This is a genomic window from Thauera sp. GDN1, assembly GCF_029223545.1.
In the GTDB taxonomy this organism is placed as follows: domain Bacteria; phylum Pseudomonadota; class Gammaproteobacteria; order Burkholderiales; family Rhodocyclaceae; genus Thauera.
In genome coordinates, this window is record NZ_CP097870.1 from 518,145 (window position 1) to 533,986 (window position 15,842).

Consider the following 15,842-nt stretch of genomic DNA (forward strand, 5'->3'; position numbering starts at 1 on the left):
TCGCGCCGTTTTCACATCTTCCTGCAGGCGATCATGAGCACTCCCCGCTTCCTCGACGAAATCGGCGCCAAGCTTTCCGAACTCGCGGCCAACAGCCCGGTGCGCGACATCGAAAAGAACGCCAAGGCCATGCTCGGCAGCGCCTTCGGCAAGCTCGACCTGGTCACCCGCGAGGAATTCGAGGTCCAGCGCGAGGTGCTCGCCCATGCCCGCCAGAAGCTCGCCGAGCTCGAGGCCCGCGTCGCCGAGCTCGAGGCCAGGCTGGCGCAGGGCGACAAGGCCTGAGTTCCGGCGCGGACGAAGGCCGCGCGCGTCCGCCGCGCTGACCGGCATCGGCGCGCGTCGATGCTGATCGAATAAGTTCTTTGTCATGCACGGTGTCTCCGCTAGACTGGCGCTCCGTCCGGTCTGGAGATACCCATGTCGCTCGCGCTCGTGCGCGCCCGTGCGCTGGAAGGGCTGGCTGCGCCCGAGGTCACCGTCGAAGTCCATCTTGCCAACGGCCTGCCGGCCTTCAGCCTGGTCGGCCTGCCCGACACCGAGGTGCGCGAGGCGCGCGACCGCGTGCGGGCGGCGATCCAGTCCTCGCAGTTCGAGTTTCCCCAGCGCCGGATCACGGTCAATCTCGCCCCCGCCGACCTGCCCAAGGAGGGCGGGCGCTTCGACCTCGCGATCGCGGTCGGCATCCTGGCCGCGTCCGGCCAGGTGGCGATGGCGCGCATCGACGGGCTGGAGTTCTGCGGCGAGCTGTCGCTGACCGGCGACCTGCGCCCGGTACGCGGGGTGCTGGCTGCGGCCCTGGCGGCGACGCGGGGCGGGCGCGGCCTGGTCTTTCCGCAGGGCAATGCGGCCGAGGCGGCGCTGGCGCGGCGGGCGCAGGCGCTGCCGGCCGCCAGCCTGCTCGCGGTGTGCGCGCATCTGAACGGCCACACCGCGCTCGAACCGCTGGCCGAGGCCGGCCCGCCACCCGCGCCGGAGGCGGGCGTCCCCGACCTCGCCGACGTGCGCGGGCAACTGCAGGCGCGGCGCGCGCTGGAGGTCGCCGCCGCTGCAGGGCATTCGCTGCTGCTCTTCGGGTCGCCGGGTACCGGCAAGTCGATGCTGGCGCAGCGCCTGCCGGGCGTGCTGCCGCCGATGAGCGAGGAGGAGGCGATCGAGGCCGCGGCGGTGGCCTCGATCGAGGGCGGTTTCGACCTGCGCGCCTGGGGGCGGCGCCCATTCCGCGCGCCGCACCACTCGGCTTCGGCGGCCGCGCTGGTGGGCGGCGGCGCGGTACCCCGGCCCGGCGAGATCTCGCTGGCGCACCGCGGCGTGCTGTTCCTCGACGAACTGCCCGAATTCGACCGTCGCGTGCTCGAGTCCCTGCGCGAGCCGCTGGAGACCGGCACCATCACCGTGTCGCGCGCGCGCCGGCGGGCGGAATTCCCCGCGCGCTTCCAGCTCGTCGCGGCGATGAATCCCTGCCCCTGCGGCCACCATGGCGATCCGCTGCGCGCCTGCCGGTGCACGCCCGACCAGATCGCGCGCTACCGCGCCCGCCTGTCGGGGCCGCTGCTCGACCGCATCGACCTGGTGGTCGAGGTTCCGGCGCTCTCCCCCGAAGCCCTGGTGCAGGCGCCGGCGGGCGAGGCCTCGGCGGTGGTGCGGGAGCGGGTGCAGGCCGCGCGTGCGGTGCAGCTCGCACGCCAGGGCTGCACCAACGCCGAGCTGCCCGCGGGCGAGGTCGAGCGCCACTGCCTGCCCGATGCGGGCGGCGAAACCCTGCTGCGCCAGGCCATGCAGCGGCTGAAGCTGTCGGCGAGGGCGTATCATCGCGTGCTCCGAGTGGCGCGCACGCTGGCCGACCTGGCCGGCGCCGGGCGCCCCGCCGCGGCGCACATCGCCGAGGCCATCCAGTATCGCCGCACCCTCGACCGCGGCTGAGCCGCCGCCTCGCGGGGTGCGGGCTTGGCCGCGGCACACAGCCGACAAGGCCCAGATGACCAGGACACCCTCACGCGATCGCCTCGCCTTCATGCTGGCGATGCTCTCCGCCATCGGTCCGTTCGCGATCGATGCCTACCTGCCCGCGTTTCCGCACATCGCCGCCGCGCTCGGCGCCACCCGGCTCGAGGTCCAGCAGACGCTCACCGTCTACATGGCGGCGCTGGCGCTGATGGTGCTGTGGCACGGTGCGCTCGCCGACCGCTTCGGCCGCCGTCGCGTGCTGCTCGCACTCACCGCGCTGTTCGCGCTCGCCTCGCTGATCTGCGCGCTGGCGCCGAGCATCGAGTGGCTGTGGGTGGGACGGGCGCTGCAGGGGGTGAGCGGCGGCGCCGGGGTGGTCGTCGGCCGCGCGGTGGTGCGCGACCTGCACGAGGGGCCGCAGGCGCAGCGCCTGATGTCGCGGGTAATGCTGATCTTCGCGCTCGCCCCGGCGCTGGCGCCGATGGTCGGCGCCGGCCTGCTCGCGCTCGCAGGATGGCGCTCGATCTTCGTGTTCCTGGCGGCTTTCGGCGCCTTCCTGAGCTGGATGGTATGGCGCTTCCTGCCCGAGACGCTGGATGCCGAGGCGCGCCAGCCGCTGCACCCGCTGAACCTGCTGCGCGGCTACGCGAGCGTGTTCTCCCATCCGGCCTTCATGTTGCTGGCAGTGGCGATCGCGCTCAACTTCAACGGCTTCTTCGTGTACGTGCTTTCGGCGCCGGTGTTCATCATCGAGCACCTCGGCCTCGGCAGCGGCGGCTTCATCTGGCTGTTCGGCCCCGCGGTCACCGGCATGATGCTCGGCTCGGTGCTGTCCGAGCGGGTGGCGGGGCGCTGGTCGCAGGTGCGCACGGTGGCGACCGGCTTCGCGCTGATGTTCCTCGCGCTCGCGCTCAACCTGGGGGTGTCGGGGCTGCTGCCGGCGGGGGTGCCGCAGTCGGTGCTGCCGATCGGCCTGTTCGCCTGCGGCATGTCGATCGCGATGCCGGCGATGAGCCTGCTCGCGCTCGAGCTGTTCCCGACCCGGCGCGGCATGGCCTCGAGCTGCCAGAGCTTCCTGCAGATCGGCCTCAATGCGCTGACCGCCGGTCTGACCGCGCCGCTGCTGTGGGGCAGCCCCCTCAGCCTGGCGGGCGGCATGGCGATGTTCGCCACTGCCGGCCTGCTCGCCTGGTTGCTGTGGACGCGCCTGCCCCCGGCGCGGCGCTGAAGGCGCACGCGCCGGGGTTCAGCACTGCTCCCAGGGCAGGCCGTCGTGGCGCCAGCCGCTGACCGAGTTGCGGTGGTGATGGGCGTCGAGCTCGCCCTCGAAACCGTACATGACGTTGTACACGGTGGTGAAGCCGGCCTCGAGCAGTGCATTGCCGGCGAGCTCGGAGCGGTTGCCCGAGCGGCAGATCAGCACCAGCGGGCGATGGCCGCCGTTGCCGGCGAGCTTCTTCACCTCGCCGACGAAGTTCGGGTTCACCTCCCAGTCCGGGCCGTCGTTCCACGACACGTGGATGGCGCCGACCGGATGGCCGACGAAGAGGTACTCGATCTCGCTGCGTACGTCGATCAGCAGGGCGTCGGGGGTGGACTGCAGCAGCTCGTAGGCCTCGGTCGGGGTGATGTGCTTCATCGCCTGTCTCCTTCTTGTTGGGTGCAGGATTATATTCTGAACAACCGATCCGCTCGTGCAGGACGGGCGCGCGTGCCGTAGTGGTTGGCCCTGATGTTTCCCCCGTGGCGCTTCCGCTAACGTGGCTCCTGTTTCAGCTTCCCGACTTCCGCCCCGCCCGCGTCGTGCCGATGCCGAAGGGGGCGATCCTGCGCCGGCCTTGCCGGCCCTGTCCGTTGCAAGGGATCCCGACGCGATGCTCGAAGTGGATGGACTCGTCAAGGCCTTCGGTGGTTTTCGCGCCGTGGATGGCTGCAGCCTGAAGGTCGACAAGGGCGAGATCCTCGGCCTCATCGGCCCCAACGGCGCGGGCAAGACCACCCTCTTCAACCTGATCGCCGGTGCCCTGCAGCCCACCGCGGGCACGATCCGCTTTCTCGGCGAGGACATTACCGCGCTGCCCACCGACGCGCGCTTCCACAAGGGCCTGGTGCGCACCTTCCAGATCCCGCACGAGTTCCACAGCCTCAGCGCGCGCGAGAACCTGATGATGGTGCCCCCGCAGCAGCCGGGTGAGAACCTGTTCGCCAACTGGTTCGCCGCCGGCAAGGTGCGCGCCGCCGAGGAGGCGGTGCGCGAGAAGGCCGACGCCACCCTCGCCTTCCTGGAGCTGACCCACGTCGCCGACGAGCGCGCCGGCAACCTCTCCGGCGGGCAGAAGAAGCTGCTCGAGCTCGGCCGCACGATGATGACCGACGCTAGGCTGGTGCTGCTCGACGAACCCGCCGCCGGCGTCAACCGCACGCTGCTGCGCAAGCTGGAGGAGAAGATCCTGATCCTCAACCGCGAGCGCGGCTACACCTTCATCCTCATCGAACACGACATGGAGATGATCGAGAAGCTGTGCGACCCGGTGGTGTGCATGGCCGAGGGCAAGGTGCTGATCCAGGGCGATTTCCACACCGTGCGCTCGGATGCGCGCGTGCTCGAGGCCTACCTCGGCGAGACCCCGGCCGCGATCGAGCGCGAGGCTGCCGAGCACGACCCCAGGGTCGAGGCACTGCGCGAGCAGGAACTGGGCCGGGAGGATTTGTGATGGCGCTGCTCGACCTGCAGGCGGTGCGCGGCGGCTATGGCGATGCCGACATCCTGCACGGGGTGTCGATGACGGTGGGCGAGCGCGAGATCGTGGTCATCGTCGGCCCCAACGGCGCGGGCAAATCCACCGCGATGAAGTCGGTGTTCGGCCTGCTTGCCATCCGCGGCGGCCGCATCGTGTTCGACGGCGAGGACATCACCGGCTGGGCGCCCGACCGCATCGTGCAGCGCGGCATCTGCTACGTGCCGCAGGTCGACAACGTGTTCCGCGAGATGACCGTGCATGAGAACTTCGAGACGGGCGCCTTCCTGCGCCGCGGCGACCTCTCCGCCGCCTACGACCGCGTCTACGGGTTCTTCCCCGACCTCAAGGCCAAGCGCCGCAACCTCGCCGGCGACCTCTCCGGCGGCCAGCGCCAGATGGTGGCGATGGGGCGCGCGCTGATGCTCGACCCCAAGCTGCTGCTGCTCGACGAACCCACCGCCGGCCTGTCGCCCAAATACATGGAACAGATCTTCCAGATCACCCGCGACGTGCGCGACGCCGGTGTCTCCATCCTGCTCGTCGAGCAGCACGCCAAGCAGGCGCTCGCCTTCTGCGACCGCGGCTACGTGCTCGCCACCGGCGCCAACCGCCACGAGGGTACGGGCCAGGCCCTGCTCGCCGATCGCGAGGTGGCCGAAATGTTCCTCGGCGGCTGAGGGAGTGCGGCGCTCATGAGCTTCATGGAATTCCTCAACTTCCATCTCGTGCCGGGCATCGTGCTCGGCTCGATCTACGCGGTGGGCGCGATCGGGATCACGCTGGTGTTCGGCATCCTGCGCTTCGCCCATTTCGCCCATGGCGACATGGCCACCCTCGGCGCCTTCGTCGCGCTCGCGTTGGTCACCGCCGGCCTCACGCCGTGGGCGGCGCTGCCGGTCGCGATGGTGGCGGTGGCAGTGGTGGCGATCGTCGTCGACAAGCTGTTCTACGACTACCTCAAGGCGCGGCCCAAGATCATGACCGTGATGGCCTCGCTCGGCGTCGCGCTGATGCTGCGCGCGGTGGTGCAGGTGGTGTTCGGCGTCGATCCCCGCACCTACGCCACCGGCATCGTGCGTCCGGACGACTATTTCGGCATCCTGCTGCGCACACGCGAGCTGTACACGCTGGGCGCGGTGATCCTGATCGTGATCGGGCTGACGATGTTCCTGCGCCACTCGCGCTGGGGCAAGGCGATGCGCGCGATGTCGGACAACCCCGACCTCGCCCGGCTTTCGGGGGTGGACAACCGCAAGGTCACCATGCTCACCTGGGCGATCGTGGGCGCGCTGTGCGCGGCCTCGGGCTTCATGCTCGGCATCAACAACGAGCTGCATTCGATGATGGGCTGGCAGGTGCTGCTGCCGATGTTCGCCGCCGCCATTCTCGGCGGGGTCGGAAGGGTCGAGGGCGCGGTGCTCGGCGGGCTGATCGTGGGCGTGGCCGAGGAGATGTCGATCTTCATCCTGCCGGCGCAGTACAAGGCGGCGACCGCCTTCGTGCTGCTGCTGCTGATCCTGCTCGTCCGCCCGCGCGGCCTGCTCAACGGCAAGGTGCTCTGATGGATCTGCTCGGACTCGCCAACTACGCGGTCTTCATGGCCATCCTGATCGGCATCTATGCGCTGCTCGCGCTCGGGCTGAACATCCAGTGGGGCTTCACCGGCCTGTTCAACGCTGGCATCGCGGGCTTCTTCGCGGTCGGCGCCTACACCTCGGCCATCCTCACCAGCCTGCCCGCGACGGGGCGGCTGGGCGGATACGAGCTGCCGCTGCTGCTCGGCTGGGCGGCGGCGATGGTCGCGGCGGCGGCGATCGCGTGGCCGATCGGCAAGATCTGCCTGCGCTTCCGCTCCGACTACCTGGCGATCGCCACCATCGGCATCGCCGAGATCATCCGCCTGGTGATCCGCACCGAAGGCTGGCTCACCGGCGGCGTGCGCGGCGTGACCGGCGTGCCGCGCCCCTTCGGCGACCTGGACTACATGCCCTCGCAGATCGCCTATCTGGCGATCGTCGCCACCCTGGTGCTGGTCGCCTACCTGCTCGTAGAGCGCCAGGTGAAGGCGCCCTGGGGCCGCATGATGCGCGCGATCCGCGACAACGAGCTCGCCGCCGCAGCCATGGGCAAGCAGGTCGAGGCGCGGCGGCTGCAGGCCTTCGTGTTCGGCTCGGCGCTGATGGGGCTGGCGGGTGCGCTGTTCGTGCATTTCAACCGCTCGATCACCCCCGAGGCCATCGACCCGATGATCGCCACCTTCCTGATCTGGATCATGCTGATCCTCGGCGGTTCGGGGAACAACCGCGGCGCCATCCTCGGCGCGGCGGTGATCTGGATCATCTGGTCGGTGTCGGAGCTGCTCACCGACCGCCTGCCGACCGAGGTCGCGGTGCAGGCCAAGTACGCCCGCGTGTTCATCATCGGCCTGACCCTGCAACTGGTGCTGCGCTTCCGTCCCGGGGGCATCCTGCCCGAGCGCCAGCCCGGGGCGCCGCCGCAGCGCTGAACGCGCGGGCCGAGGACGGCAAGGATTTGGCAAGGGCCCGCTCTGCGGCCCGATTCAACCATCAGGTGCTCAGGCACGTTCAGGAGGTGACAAGGTGAAGAAAAGAACAATCGCAGGTCTGGTCGGTGCCGTGATCGGCGCCGCGGTCGTCGCCGCGCCGGCCCACGCGCAGAACGTCAAGATCGGGCTGATGTCGGCCATCTCGGGCCCGATCGCGGCGCTCGCGCCGCCGATGGCGGCGGCGTCGAAGCTGGCCGTCGCCCATGTCAACGAGCAGGGCGGCATCCTCGAGGGCGGCAAGCTCGAGGTCGTGCTCGGCGACAGCGCCTGCAATCCGCAGGCCGCCACCGACGTCGCCACCAAGGCGGTCAATATCGACCGCGTGATCGCGGTGGTCGGCCCGGCGTGCTCGGGCGCGGTGCTGGCCTCGGCGAACTCGGTCACCATCCCCGCCGGCGTGCTGATGATCACTCCCTCGGGCACCTCGCCCGAGATCACCAAGCTTCAGGACAAGGACCTCGTCTTCCGCACCCTGCCGTCCGACGACTACCAGGGCAGGGCACTGGCGCGCACGCTCAAGGCGCGCGGCATCGACAAGGTGGCGGTGGCCTACCTGAACAACGACTACGGCAAGGGGCTGGCGGAATCCTTCAAGGCCGAGTTCGAGGGCAATGGCGGCACGATCGCGGGCTACTCGGGCCACGAGGAAGGCAAGGCCTCCTACCGCTCAGAACTGGCCACGCTCGCCCGCGGCGGCGCCGACACGCTGGTGCTCTTCGACTACGGCGACGGCACCGGCCTGACCCTGCTGCGCCAGTCGCTGGAGAACGGCTTCTTCAAGACCTTCGTCGGCGCCGACGGCATGAAGTCCGAAGGCCTGGTGAAGGCCATCGGCGCGCAGAACCTCGGCGGCTTCTTCGTCTCCGCGCCGGTCGGCGAAGCCTCGGCCGCGCTCGACAACTTCAACAAGGCCTTCAAGGCTGCGGGCGAGAACGTCGACGCGGTGTTCGCCACCACCTCGTACGACGCCGCCTTCCTCGCCGCGCTGGCGATCGAGAAGGCCGGCGGCGACAAGGCCAGGCTGGCCGAGTCGCTGCGTGCGGTGGCGAGCGCGCCGGGCGAGCCGATCCTGGCCGGCGAGTGGGCCAAGGCCAAGCAGCTGATCGCCGAAGGCAAGGACATCGACTACAAGGGCGCCGGCGGCGACCACGAGTTCGATGCCGCGGGCGACGTGCCGGGCACCTATGCCTTCTTCAAGGTCAGCGGCACGGGCTTCGAGTCGATCGCCGACATGAAGTGATCGCGTCCGCTCCGCCTCAGGGGGGCGGGGCGGAGCTGCCGTGGAAGCTGCGGGTTTCCTCCGCCACGCTGGGGCGCGTTGCGCGCCCCTCGCGCTTGTCCGGCGGCGGAATGCCGGGGTTCAGCGTTCGCCGTTGCCCGGCTTGGCCGCGAACAGGGCGGCGCGCGGCGCGGGGCGGCGCTGCTGCCCTTGCGCGGGACGCTTGACCTCGGCCTCGCCGTGCGCCCGCTGCGGACTGCGACCGCCCGGCTTGGCCGGAGCGGTGCCGCGTCCGCCACCCGCCGGGCGATCGCCGCTGCGTGCGCCCGCCGGCGCCGCCTGCGGCCGCGCCTGGCCCTGGCGTCCACCGCCGCGACGCGGCATGGGCGGACGCTGGTGGTCGGCGTCGTGCGCGGCTTCGGCTCCGGCGCTGGGCACGAAATCCTCGGCCACCGCGCGCTCGATGCGGCGCTTGATCACGCGCTCGATCGCGGTCAGCAGCTTGATCTCCTCGTTGTCGACCAGCGAGATCGCGTGGCCCGCGGCGCCCGCGCGGCCGGTGCGGCCGATGCGGTGCACATAGTCCTCGGGCACGTTGGGCAGCTCGAAGTTGACCACCTGCGGCAGCTGGTCGATGTCCAGGCCGCGTGCGGCGATGTCGGTCGCCACCAGCACCGGCAGCGAGCCGTCCTTGAACTGCGCCAGCGCGCGCGTGCGTGCGGCCTGGCTCTTGTTGCCGTGGATGGCGGCCGATTCGATGCCGTGCTTCGTCAGGTACTCGGCGAGCTTGTTGGCGCCGTGCTTGGTGCGGGTGAACACCAGCGCCTGGAACCACTGCTTCTCCTTGATCAGGTGCGCGAGCAGTTCGCGCTTCTGCTTCTGGCCGACCATGTAGACCGCCTGGTCGACGCGCTCGGCGGTGGTGTTGCGCGGCGCGACCTCGACCGTGGCCGGATCGCGCAGCAGGCCGTGCGCGAGCTCGCGGATCTCGTCGGAGAAGGTGGCCGAGAACAGCAGGTTCTGGCGCTTCTTCGGCAGCAGCGCGAGCACCTTGCGGATGTCGCGGATGAAGCCCATGTCGAGCATGCGGTCGGCTTCGTCCAGGACCAGGAACTCGACGCCCGAAAGATCGAGCGTGCGCTGGCCGACGTGGTCGAGCAGGCGGCCCGGGGTGGCGACCAGGATGTCGACCCGCTTCTTCAGCGCCGCGATCTGCGGGTTGATGTTGACGCCGCCGAACATCACCAGCGAGGTGAGCGGCAGATGCTTGCCGTAGGTCTGCACCGACTCCTCGACCTGGGCGGCGAGTTCGCGCGTCGGGGTCAGGATCAGGCAGCGCGGGCGGCCGGCCGGGTGCGGATGGGCGTGGGTCGCGGCCAGCAGGTGCAGCAGGGGCAGCGTGAAGCCGGCGGTCTTGCCGGTACCGGTCTGTGCCGCGGCGAGCAGGTCGCGGCCGGTCAGCACCTGGGGAATGGCCTGGGCCTGGATGGGCGTGGGGTGGGTGTAGCCAGCCTCGCCGATTGCGCGCAGGATGGGGGCTGCCAGCTCGAGGCTGGCGAAGGTCACTTCGGGATTCATTCGATGGTCCGGCGCGAGCCCGCCGCGTTCGAGCGGCACCAATCCGGGCTGCGGGAAGAGATCCGGGCCGGCAAGATGCAGGTGTGCGGCCGCAGGAATCGTTTCAGGAGTCGCTGCGAACGACTGGTGCACCGCAGCGAATCGGCACTATAAGCGCTTCGCCCCCGATAAGCGAGACCTTTCGGCCCGACCCGAGGTGAGGCGTAGGTCACGGATCGCGGGCTTTATGCGGTACGCATTTTTGAAGGTTTTGTTACACTTTCCGCGCCTCGTTGTTTCAGTGAGCGATTCGATGCACGACTTCGAACCCCGTAGCAGCGTCATCCGCCTGCGCGCCCGGCTTGCCCGCCGGCTCGCGCTGGTGTCGCTCGCGGGGCTGCTGCTGTTGCTGGGCGCGACGCTGGTGCTGGCGGCGGCAGGGATGGTGTGCCTGGTCGCGGCGTGGAACGCGATCGACGACGGCGAGCCGCTGCGGACCGCGTGGTGGGTGTGCGCCTGCCTGAGCAGCCTTGCGCTCGCGCTCGGCGGCCTGAAGGCGCTGTTGCAGGCCGGACCGCGACCGGAAGGGATCCGTCTGCCGCGGCCTGCGGCGGAGGACTTCTTCCGTCTGCTGGACGATCTCGCCTGGCGCGCCGGTGTCGAGTCCGTCGCGCATGTCCGCATCACCGACCAGGTCAATGCGGCCGTGGTCCAGCGCCCCGGCTTCGTGCTGCCCGGCGCCATGCGCACCGAGCTGCTGATCGGCCTGCCGCTGGTGCATTGCCTGTCGCCGGCGCAGTTTGCCGCGGTGCTTGCCCACGAGCTCGGCCATGTCGTCGCGCAAAGGCGCGGCTGGTGGGGGTGGGCGGCCTTCCTGCGCGCGATGTGGGTGCGCGCACTCGACGCCCTGCTCGAGGCGATGCCCGCCGGTCTGCCCGGGCTCGGCCGGCATGCCGACCGCTTCTGCCACGACATGCTGCGCCTGGCGCGGATCGAGGAGCTGGAGGCGGACGCGATCGCAGCCAGGCTGGTGGGGCCGACCCTGCTCGGCGCGACCCTGGTGGAGCTGAGCCGCAAGACGCACTTCCTGGAGCACGATTACTGGCCGCGGGTGCACGCCCTGCGCTCGGCGGACGAGGGCTCCGCGGTGCGGCCCTTCCGCGAGATGGGGCATGGGTTCGCTGCCGGCTTCTCGCACGAGACCGTCGCCGCCGATCCCGCCGTGCTCGTCAGCGAGGCCCAGTCCGGCTACGCCCACCCCTCGCTCAAGCGCCGCCTGCGCGCGCTGCGGGTGTCGGCGGCCGCGCTGCCGCCGGACGCATCGTCCGCAGCCCATCACTTCTTCGCCGGCCTGCTCCCCAGCCTGGCCTGGATCTTCGACCGCGTGTGGTGGGAGGGCGCGCGCGTCCGCCGTCATCCGATGGTGATCCCCGACGACGAACACGGGCTGTCCTGAGCGGTGGTGCCGACCGCGGCGGCGCGGTCAGAAGGCTTCCCGCTCCGCCTCCAGGTAGGCCAGGCTGACGTACTTGCCGATGTTCGAATCGAAGCCCGCGGTGTCGGCCGCTCGGCTCGCCACCCGGGGGTCGGCGAGCACGCGCTCGCGCGCCGCCGCCATGTCGGCGCCGTCCTCGACCGCGCGCACGCAGTTCTCGTAGATGCCCGCGAACAGCTCGCGGTTCCAGTTCAGCACGTCCGCGCTCGGGTGGCCGTGGCCGGGCACCCAGATCTTCGACGGGGCGTTCTTCTCCAGCTCGTCGTAGAAGCGGAAGGTGCCGACGTAGGAGCCGTCGTCCATGTTGGCGATGCGGCGGTCCATGGCGACGTCGCCGACATGGGTGAGCTGGTCCTCCACGACCTCGATGCAGATGTCGCCCGGGGTGTGGGCGAGGCCGTAGTGGTGGATGCGCAGGCTTACGTCGCCGAAGCCGAAGCGCTCGCCGTGGTTCGTCTCGCGGTTGGGGGCGACGATGCGGGTGCCGGCGGTGGCCTGGTTCGTCCACCGTTCCATCAGGCTGTGCCACATGCTGCCCTGAACGCCCGCGATCTCCTTCCTGGTGACCGGGTGGGCGTAGATCGGCAGGTCCTTGCCGAAGGCGTCCTCGAAGGCGTGGTTGGCCAGCCAGTGATCGCCGTGGTAATGCGTGTTGAAGATCGCCACCACCGGCTTGTCGGTGACCGTGCGGATCATGCGCAGCGCCATCTCGCCGATCTGCACCGAGCCGCCCGGGTCCAGCATCACCACGCCCTCGCGGGTCACGACGAAGGTGATGTTGCTCATCATCCCCTGGTTCTCGGGGGTCGGGAAACCGTCCTTGGACCAGATCATCCAGACGTGCTCCGACAGCCGCGTGGGCGCGATGTCGGGCACGGCCGGGCCGCGGATGAAGTCGTCGACTTCCCTGGCGAAGGCACTCAGTGGCGCCCACTGGCTGCCGATGCCGGCGAGCGCGGCGGCGCCGAGCCCGAGCTTGAGCAGGCGCCGGCGGGAAAGGCCGGGGGCGGCGTGAGGAAGCGGTGCGGACCTGGGCATGGCTGTCTCCTGTATCGTTTTCCGTCTTGCAGAATATTAACGAAAACCGATCGACTCGACGTGCTGCCGATCTGCCCGGGGCAGGCGCAGGAGCCGGCGTTCAGCGCGCAGGTGCAGCGGACCCCGGTGCAGTGCTGCGCGCGCGCGCCGTCTCCAGCTGTTCGCACAGGCGCTCGGCGCCGTCCAGGATGCGCGGCGTGTGGCGCTGGATCAGGTCGGGCGGGATGAAGAACAGGTTGTCGCGGCGGGTGGCCTCGAGCTGCGGCCAGCGTGCCCACTGGTCCAGCCATTCCGGCCGCGCCTCGCCCATGCCGCTGGCGACGATCGCCTCGGGTCCGGCCGCCAGCACCGCCTCCACGCCGATCGTCGGCGTCAGCTGCGACAGGCCGGCGAACACGTTGCTGCCGCCACACAGGCGGATCACGTCGGCGATCAGGTGTTCGTCGTTGATCGTCATCAGCGGGCGATCCCAGATCTGGTAGAAGGTGCGCACCCTGGGCCGGCCGGCGTAGCGCGCCGCGAGCGCCGCATGGCGGTTGCGGAAGGTCGTGGCGGCGGCCCTGGCGGCCGCCTCGCTGCCGGCGAGGCGGCCGAATTGTTCCAGGCTGCGCGCCACGTCGTCGAGGTTGCGCGGTTCGTTCAGGTACACCGGGATGCCCAGTGCCCGCAGGCGGTCGAGATGCGCTTCGCGGTTGCCGCTGCGCCAGCCGACGACAAGGTCGGGACGCAGGGCGACGACGGCCTCGAGGTCGATCTGGGTGTAGCCGCCGACCTGGGGCAGGGCGCGGGCGGCCTCCGGGTAGTCGCTGTAGGCGACGACGCCGACCACGCGGTCGCCCGCCCCGGCCGCGAACAGGTTCTCGGTCACGTGTGGCGCCAGGCTGACGATGCGGCGCGCGGGCTGTTCGAGCACGATGCGCTGGCCGGCATCGTCGGTCAGTTCGATCTGTGCGCTGGCCGGTAGCGCGGCGCCGAACAGCAGGGCGGCGAGCGTGGAGGTGAACCCGCGGGTGACGGTGGTGGAGAGTGCGTGGGCCATTGCGGTCGATCGTTGGGGTGGAGCGCCTGCTTTTACCCGCGCAATGCGCGTGCGGCAAGCCCGTTCGCGACGCCAGCGTCGATGGGGGGCCTACAGGCAGGCCTTCAGCGCCGCGGCGAGCCGCTGCCAGGCCGCCTCGTCCGCGGGCAGGCCGAAGCGCAGGGCGTGCGGAGACTCGAACAGCCGGAGCAGGATGCCGCGGCGGGCGAAGGCCGCGTGCAGGCGCGCCGCATCGCTCGACTCGACGAGCTTGAACAGCGCCGGTCCCCGGGCCTGCAAGCCGTGCGTCGCGAGCAGTGCCTGCAGGCGGGTGCCCGCGGCGAGCAGCGAGCTGCGTGCCCGCGCCTGCCATGCGCGATTGGCGAGCGCGTGGCGCGCTGCCCAGCGTGCCGGCCCGGAAAGCGTCCACGGGCCGAGGTGCTCGGCGAGCGCCGCCCGCACGCCGGCCGGTGCGAACACGAAGCCGACCCGCGCGCCGGCGAGGCCGAAGAACTTGCCCACCGAGCGCAGCACCACCAGGCCGCCGGCACCGGCAGAGGGCACCAGGCTTGCGGCGGGTGTGGTGTCGATGAAGGCCTCGTCCACCACCAGCCAGCCGCCGCGTGCGGCGAGGCGGGAATGCCAGTCGAGCAGGCGCTCGCGGCCGAAATGCACGCCGGTCGGGTTGTTCGGCTGCACCAGCACCACGATGTCGCTGTCCGCCACCGCGGCATCGATCTCCGCGGCGGCAAGCGCGCGCGGCCGGCGCTCCCGCCAGGCGTGCGCATGCTCGGCATAGCCGGGCGCGAGCAGGCTCACCCGCTCGCCGCGCAGGACCGCCGGCAGGGCCTGGATCGCCGGCTGCGAGCCGGCGACCGGGAGCAGTTCGGCGCTGCCGTAATACTCCGCGGCGGCGGCTTCCAGCCCGTCGTCGTCCTCTGGTAGGCGCAGCCAGGCCTCGGCCGGCACCGGCGGCACCGGATAGCCGTGCGGATTGATGCCGGTCGACAGGTCCACCCAGTCGGACACCGGGATGCGGTAGGTCTCGGCGGCGCGGCGCAGGCGGCCGCCGTGCTCAAGCACCGCCGGCTCCGGCCAGCATGGTGATGCCGCCGGCGGCCGCGAACGTCGTCGCCAGCCACAGCCACGCACCATGGCGAACCAGCACCAGCGCGCGGCGGATGCTGGCCACGTCCGGTGCGCGCCCCTCGCCGAGCGGCGGTCGTACTTCCTCGCGGCCGTGGTAGATCGCCGCACCGCCCAGGCGCACGCCGAGCGCGCCCGCGCCCGCCGCCATCACCGGGCCGGCGTTCGGGCTGTCCCAGCCCGGCGCCTGGCGGCGCCAGCATGCCAGCGCCCGCCGGGTATGGCCGAGCACCGCATAGGTGAGCGCGGTGAGGCGCGCCGGCAGGAAGTTCAGCACGTCGTCGATGCGCGCCGCCGCCCAGCCGAAACGCAGGTAGCGCGGCGTGCGGTAACCCCACATCGCGTCCAGCGTGTTCGCCAGCCGGAACAGCAGCGCCCCCGCGCCGCCCGCCACCAGGAACCAGAACAGCGCACCGAACACCGCGTCGTTGCCGTTCTCCAGCACCGACTCGGTCGCCGCCTTGGCCACGCCTTCCGCACCCAGCGCCGACGTGTCGCGGCTGACGATCCAGCCCACGCGTTCACGCGCGCCGTCGAGGTCGCCGGCAGCCAGCGGCGCGGCGATGGCCTGCGCATGCTCGGCGAGGCTGCGTCCGCCGAGCGCCAGATACAGCAGCCCGACATCGACCAGCCAGTGCGCCTGCGGGTGCGCGCCACGCAGCCACAGCGCCGCAGCGACCCAGGGCAGCACCGCAAGCGCCCAAGCCAGCACGCCTGCAAGCCTGGGGGTGTTCGCGTCCGAGGCGGAGAACAGCCGCCGGCAGCCGCGCTCCACCCACCCCGCCCAGCGCCCGAAGCCGACCAGCGGGTGGAAGCGGCGGACTTCTCCGAACACGCGATCGGCGAGCAGGCCGGCGGCCATCTTGAGAGCGAGAACGAGCAGGAGTGAAGAGGACATCGAAACAGTCGACAAAAAAGAAACTCGGGCGCGTCACCCCCGGCAGCGAACGCAGTCGCAAGTCCAAGCGCCTTCGAGGTCCGAGGCCCCGCGAACCCTGAACGGTGCGCACCGTACCGAGAGGCGCGAGCATGGGGGGCAAGCCGGGCGTGCCCACGACAAGGGGCCGAATCGGCGATAATCCCGCGCCTTACCGCAGAAAGCGAAGGATTCTACG

General features: G+C 70.9%; 15 protein-coding genes. 9 read left to right on the forward strand and 6 right to left on the reverse strand.

Annotated elements, in window-relative coordinates; translation table 11 throughout:
- Positions 1 to 33 precede the first annotated feature (33 nt).
- The 3 genes from CKCBHOJB_RS02270 (at position 34) to CKCBHOJB_RS02280 (ending at position 3,175) form a co-directional block, all read left to right on the forward strand.
- A complete protein-coding gene (locus CKCBHOJB_RS02270) occupies positions 34 to 285 on the forward strand; it encodes an accessory factor UbiK family protein (protein WP_281050420.1) in 252 nt (83 codons plus the stop codon).
- A gap of 135 nt (positions 286 to 420) precedes the next feature.
- Positions 421 to 1,923: a YifB family Mg chelatase-like AAA ATPase gene (locus tag CKCBHOJB_RS02275; RefSeq protein ID WP_281050421.1), complete on the forward strand. Its 1,503-nt coding sequence runs from the start codon at positions 421 to 423 to the stop codon at positions 1,921 to 1,923.
- 55 nt (positions 1,924 to 1,978) lie between these two features.
- Positions 1,979 to 3,175, forward strand: a complete 1,197-nt coding sequence (locus CKCBHOJB_RS02280) for a multidrug effflux MFS transporter (protein WP_281050422.1) — start codon at positions 1,979 to 1,981, stop codon at positions 3,173 to 3,175.
- Between the two features lie 18 nt (positions 3,176 to 3,193).
- On the opposite strand, the gene CKCBHOJB_RS02285 is transcribed toward CKCBHOJB_RS02280, so the two are convergent.
- Positions 3,194 to 3,586: a rhodanese-like domain-containing protein gene (locus CKCBHOJB_RS02285; RefSeq protein WP_281050423.1), complete on the reverse strand. Its 393-nt coding sequence runs from the start codon at positions 3,584 to 3,586 to the stop codon at positions 3,194 to 3,196.
- Positions 3,587 to 3,821: 235 nt separating this feature from the next.
- Here CKCBHOJB_RS02285 and CKCBHOJB_RS02290 point away from each other — a divergent pair, with 235 nt between their 5' ends.
- The 5 genes from CKCBHOJB_RS02290 to CKCBHOJB_RS02310 all read left to right on the forward strand — a co-directional run bounded on the left by CKCBHOJB_RS02290 (position 3,822) and on the right by CKCBHOJB_RS02310 (position 8,494).
- Positions 3,822 to 4,661, forward strand: a complete 840-nt coding sequence (locus CKCBHOJB_RS02290) for an ABC transporter ATP-binding protein (RefSeq protein ID WP_281050424.1) — start codon at positions 3,822 to 3,824, stop codon at positions 4,659 to 4,661.
- Positions 4,661 to 5,365, forward strand: coding sequence for an ABC transporter ATP-binding protein (locus CKCBHOJB_RS02295; protein ID WP_281050425.1), 705 nt, complete (start codon positions 4,661 to 4,663; stop codon positions 5,363 to 5,365). Before CKCBHOJB_RS02290 ends, CKCBHOJB_RS02295 begins: the two co-directional genes overlap by 1 nt.
- A gap of 15 nt (positions 5,366 to 5,380) precedes the next feature.
- Positions 5,381 to 6,250, forward strand: a complete 870-nt coding sequence (locus CKCBHOJB_RS02300; RefSeq protein WP_281050426.1) for a branched-chain amino acid ABC transporter permease — start codon at positions 5,381 to 5,383, stop codon at positions 6,248 to 6,250.
- Positions 6,250 to 7,194 carry a branched-chain amino acid ABC transporter permease gene (locus CKCBHOJB_RS02305; RefSeq protein WP_281050427.1) on the forward strand — a complete coding sequence of 315 codons (945 nt, stop codon included), beginning with the start codon at positions 6,250 to 6,252 and terminating at the stop codon, positions 7,192 to 7,194. Before CKCBHOJB_RS02300 ends, CKCBHOJB_RS02305 begins: the two co-directional genes overlap by 1 nt.
- 94 nt (positions 7,195 to 7,288) lie before the next feature.
- Positions 7,289 to 8,494, forward strand: a complete 1,206-nt coding sequence (locus CKCBHOJB_RS02310) for an ABC transporter substrate-binding protein (RefSeq protein WP_281050428.1) — start codon at positions 7,289 to 7,291, stop codon at positions 8,492 to 8,494.
- A gap of 120 nt (positions 8,495 to 8,614) precedes the next feature.
- On the opposite strand, the gene CKCBHOJB_RS02315 is transcribed toward CKCBHOJB_RS02310, so the two are convergent.
- A complete protein-coding gene (locus CKCBHOJB_RS02315) occupies positions 8,615 to 10,051 on the reverse strand; it encodes a DEAD/DEAH box helicase (protein ID WP_281050429.1) in 1,437 nt (478 codons plus the stop codon).
- Positions 10,052 to 10,343: 292 nt separating this feature from the next.
- On the opposite strand from CKCBHOJB_RS02315, the gene CKCBHOJB_RS02320 reads away from it, so the two are divergent.
- Positions 10,344 to 11,486 carry a M48 family metallopeptidase gene (locus CKCBHOJB_RS02320; RefSeq protein WP_281050430.1) on the forward strand — a complete coding sequence of 381 codons (1,143 nt, stop codon included), beginning with the start codon at positions 10,344 to 10,346 and terminating at the stop codon, positions 11,484 to 11,486.
- A gap of 27 nt (positions 11,487 to 11,513) precedes the next feature.
- On the opposite strand, the gene CKCBHOJB_RS02325 is transcribed toward CKCBHOJB_RS02320, so the two are convergent.
- From CKCBHOJB_RS02325 to cbiB, 4 genes are all read right to left on the reverse strand, one after another.
- The gene (locus tag CKCBHOJB_RS02325; protein ID WP_281050431.1) at positions 11,514 to 12,563 is read right to left on the reverse strand and encodes an MBL fold metallo-hydrolase; all 1,050 of its coding nucleotides are present in this window, start codon (positions 12,561 to 12,563) and stop codon (positions 11,514 to 11,516) included.
- Between the two features lie 100 nt (positions 12,564 to 12,663).
- On the reverse strand, positions 12,664 to 13,602 hold the full coding sequence (locus CKCBHOJB_RS02330; protein ID WP_281050432.1) for a cobalamin-binding protein: 939 nt from the start codon (positions 13,600 to 13,602) through the stop codon (positions 12,664 to 12,666).
- Positions 13,603 to 13,692: 90 nt separating this feature from the next.
- Positions 13,693 to 14,664, reverse strand: coding sequence for a threonine-phosphate decarboxylase CobD (gene cobD, locus CKCBHOJB_RS02335; protein WP_281050433.1), 972 nt, complete (start codon positions 14,662 to 14,664; stop codon positions 13,693 to 13,695).
- Entirely contained in the window at positions 14,657 to 15,625 is a 969-nt protein-coding gene (cbiB, locus tag CKCBHOJB_RS02340) for an adenosylcobinamide-phosphate synthase CbiB (RefSeq protein ID WP_281050434.1), read from the reverse strand. The genes cobD and cbiB overlap by 8 nt, the downstream gene beginning before the upstream one ends.
- Between the last annotated feature and the right edge of the window lie 217 nt (positions 15,626 to 15,842).

Coding starts and splice junctions, on each gene's coding strand:
- CKCBHOJB_RS02300 (WP_281050426.1), top strand. CDS start 5,381: ATGAGCTTCATGGAATTCCTCAACTTCCATCTCGTGCCGGGCATCGTG.
- CKCBHOJB_RS02280 (WP_281050422.1), top strand. CDS start 1,979: ATGACCAGGACACCCTCACGCGATCGCCTCGCCTTCATGCTGGCGATG.
- CKCBHOJB_RS02290 (WP_281050424.1), top strand. CDS start 3,822: ATGCTCGAAGTGGATGGACTCGTCAAGGCCTTCGGTGGTTTTCGCGCC.
- CKCBHOJB_RS02325 (WP_281050431.1), bottom strand. CDS start 12,563: ATGCCCAGGTCCGCACCGCTTCCTCACGCCGCCCCCGGCCTTTCCCGC.
- CKCBHOJB_RS02270 (WP_281050420.1), top strand. CDS start 34: ATGAGCACTCCCCGCTTCCTCGACGAAATCGGCGCCAAGCTTTCCGAA.
- cbiB (WP_281050434.1), bottom strand. CDS start 15,625: ATGTCCTCTTCACTCCTGCTCGTTCTCGCTCTCAAGATGGCCGCCGGC.
- CKCBHOJB_RS02305 (WP_281050427.1), top strand. CDS start 6,250: ATGGATCTGCTCGGACTCGCCAACTACGCGGTCTTCATGGCCATCCTG.
- CKCBHOJB_RS02295 (WP_281050425.1), top strand. CDS start 4,661: ATGGCGCTGCTCGACCTGCAGGCGGTGCGCGGCGGCTATGGCGATGCC.
- CKCBHOJB_RS02320 (WP_281050430.1), top strand. CDS start 10,344: ATGCACGACTTCGAACCCCGTAGCAGCGTCATCCGCCTGCGCGCCCGG.
- CKCBHOJB_RS02275 (WP_281050421.1), top strand. CDS start 421: ATGTCGCTCGCGCTCGTGCGCGCCCGTGCGCTGGAAGGGCTGGCTGCG.
- CKCBHOJB_RS02285 (WP_281050423.1), bottom strand. CDS start 3,586: ATGAAGCACATCACCCCGACCGAGGCCTACGAGCTGCTGCAGTCCACC.
- CKCBHOJB_RS02330 (WP_281050432.1), bottom strand. CDS start 13,602: ATGGCCCACGCACTCTCCACCACCGTCACCCGCGGGTTCACCTCCACG.
- CKCBHOJB_RS02315 (WP_281050429.1), bottom strand. CDS start 10,051: ATGAATCCCGAAGTGACCTTCGCCAGCCTCGAGCTGGCAGCCCCCATC.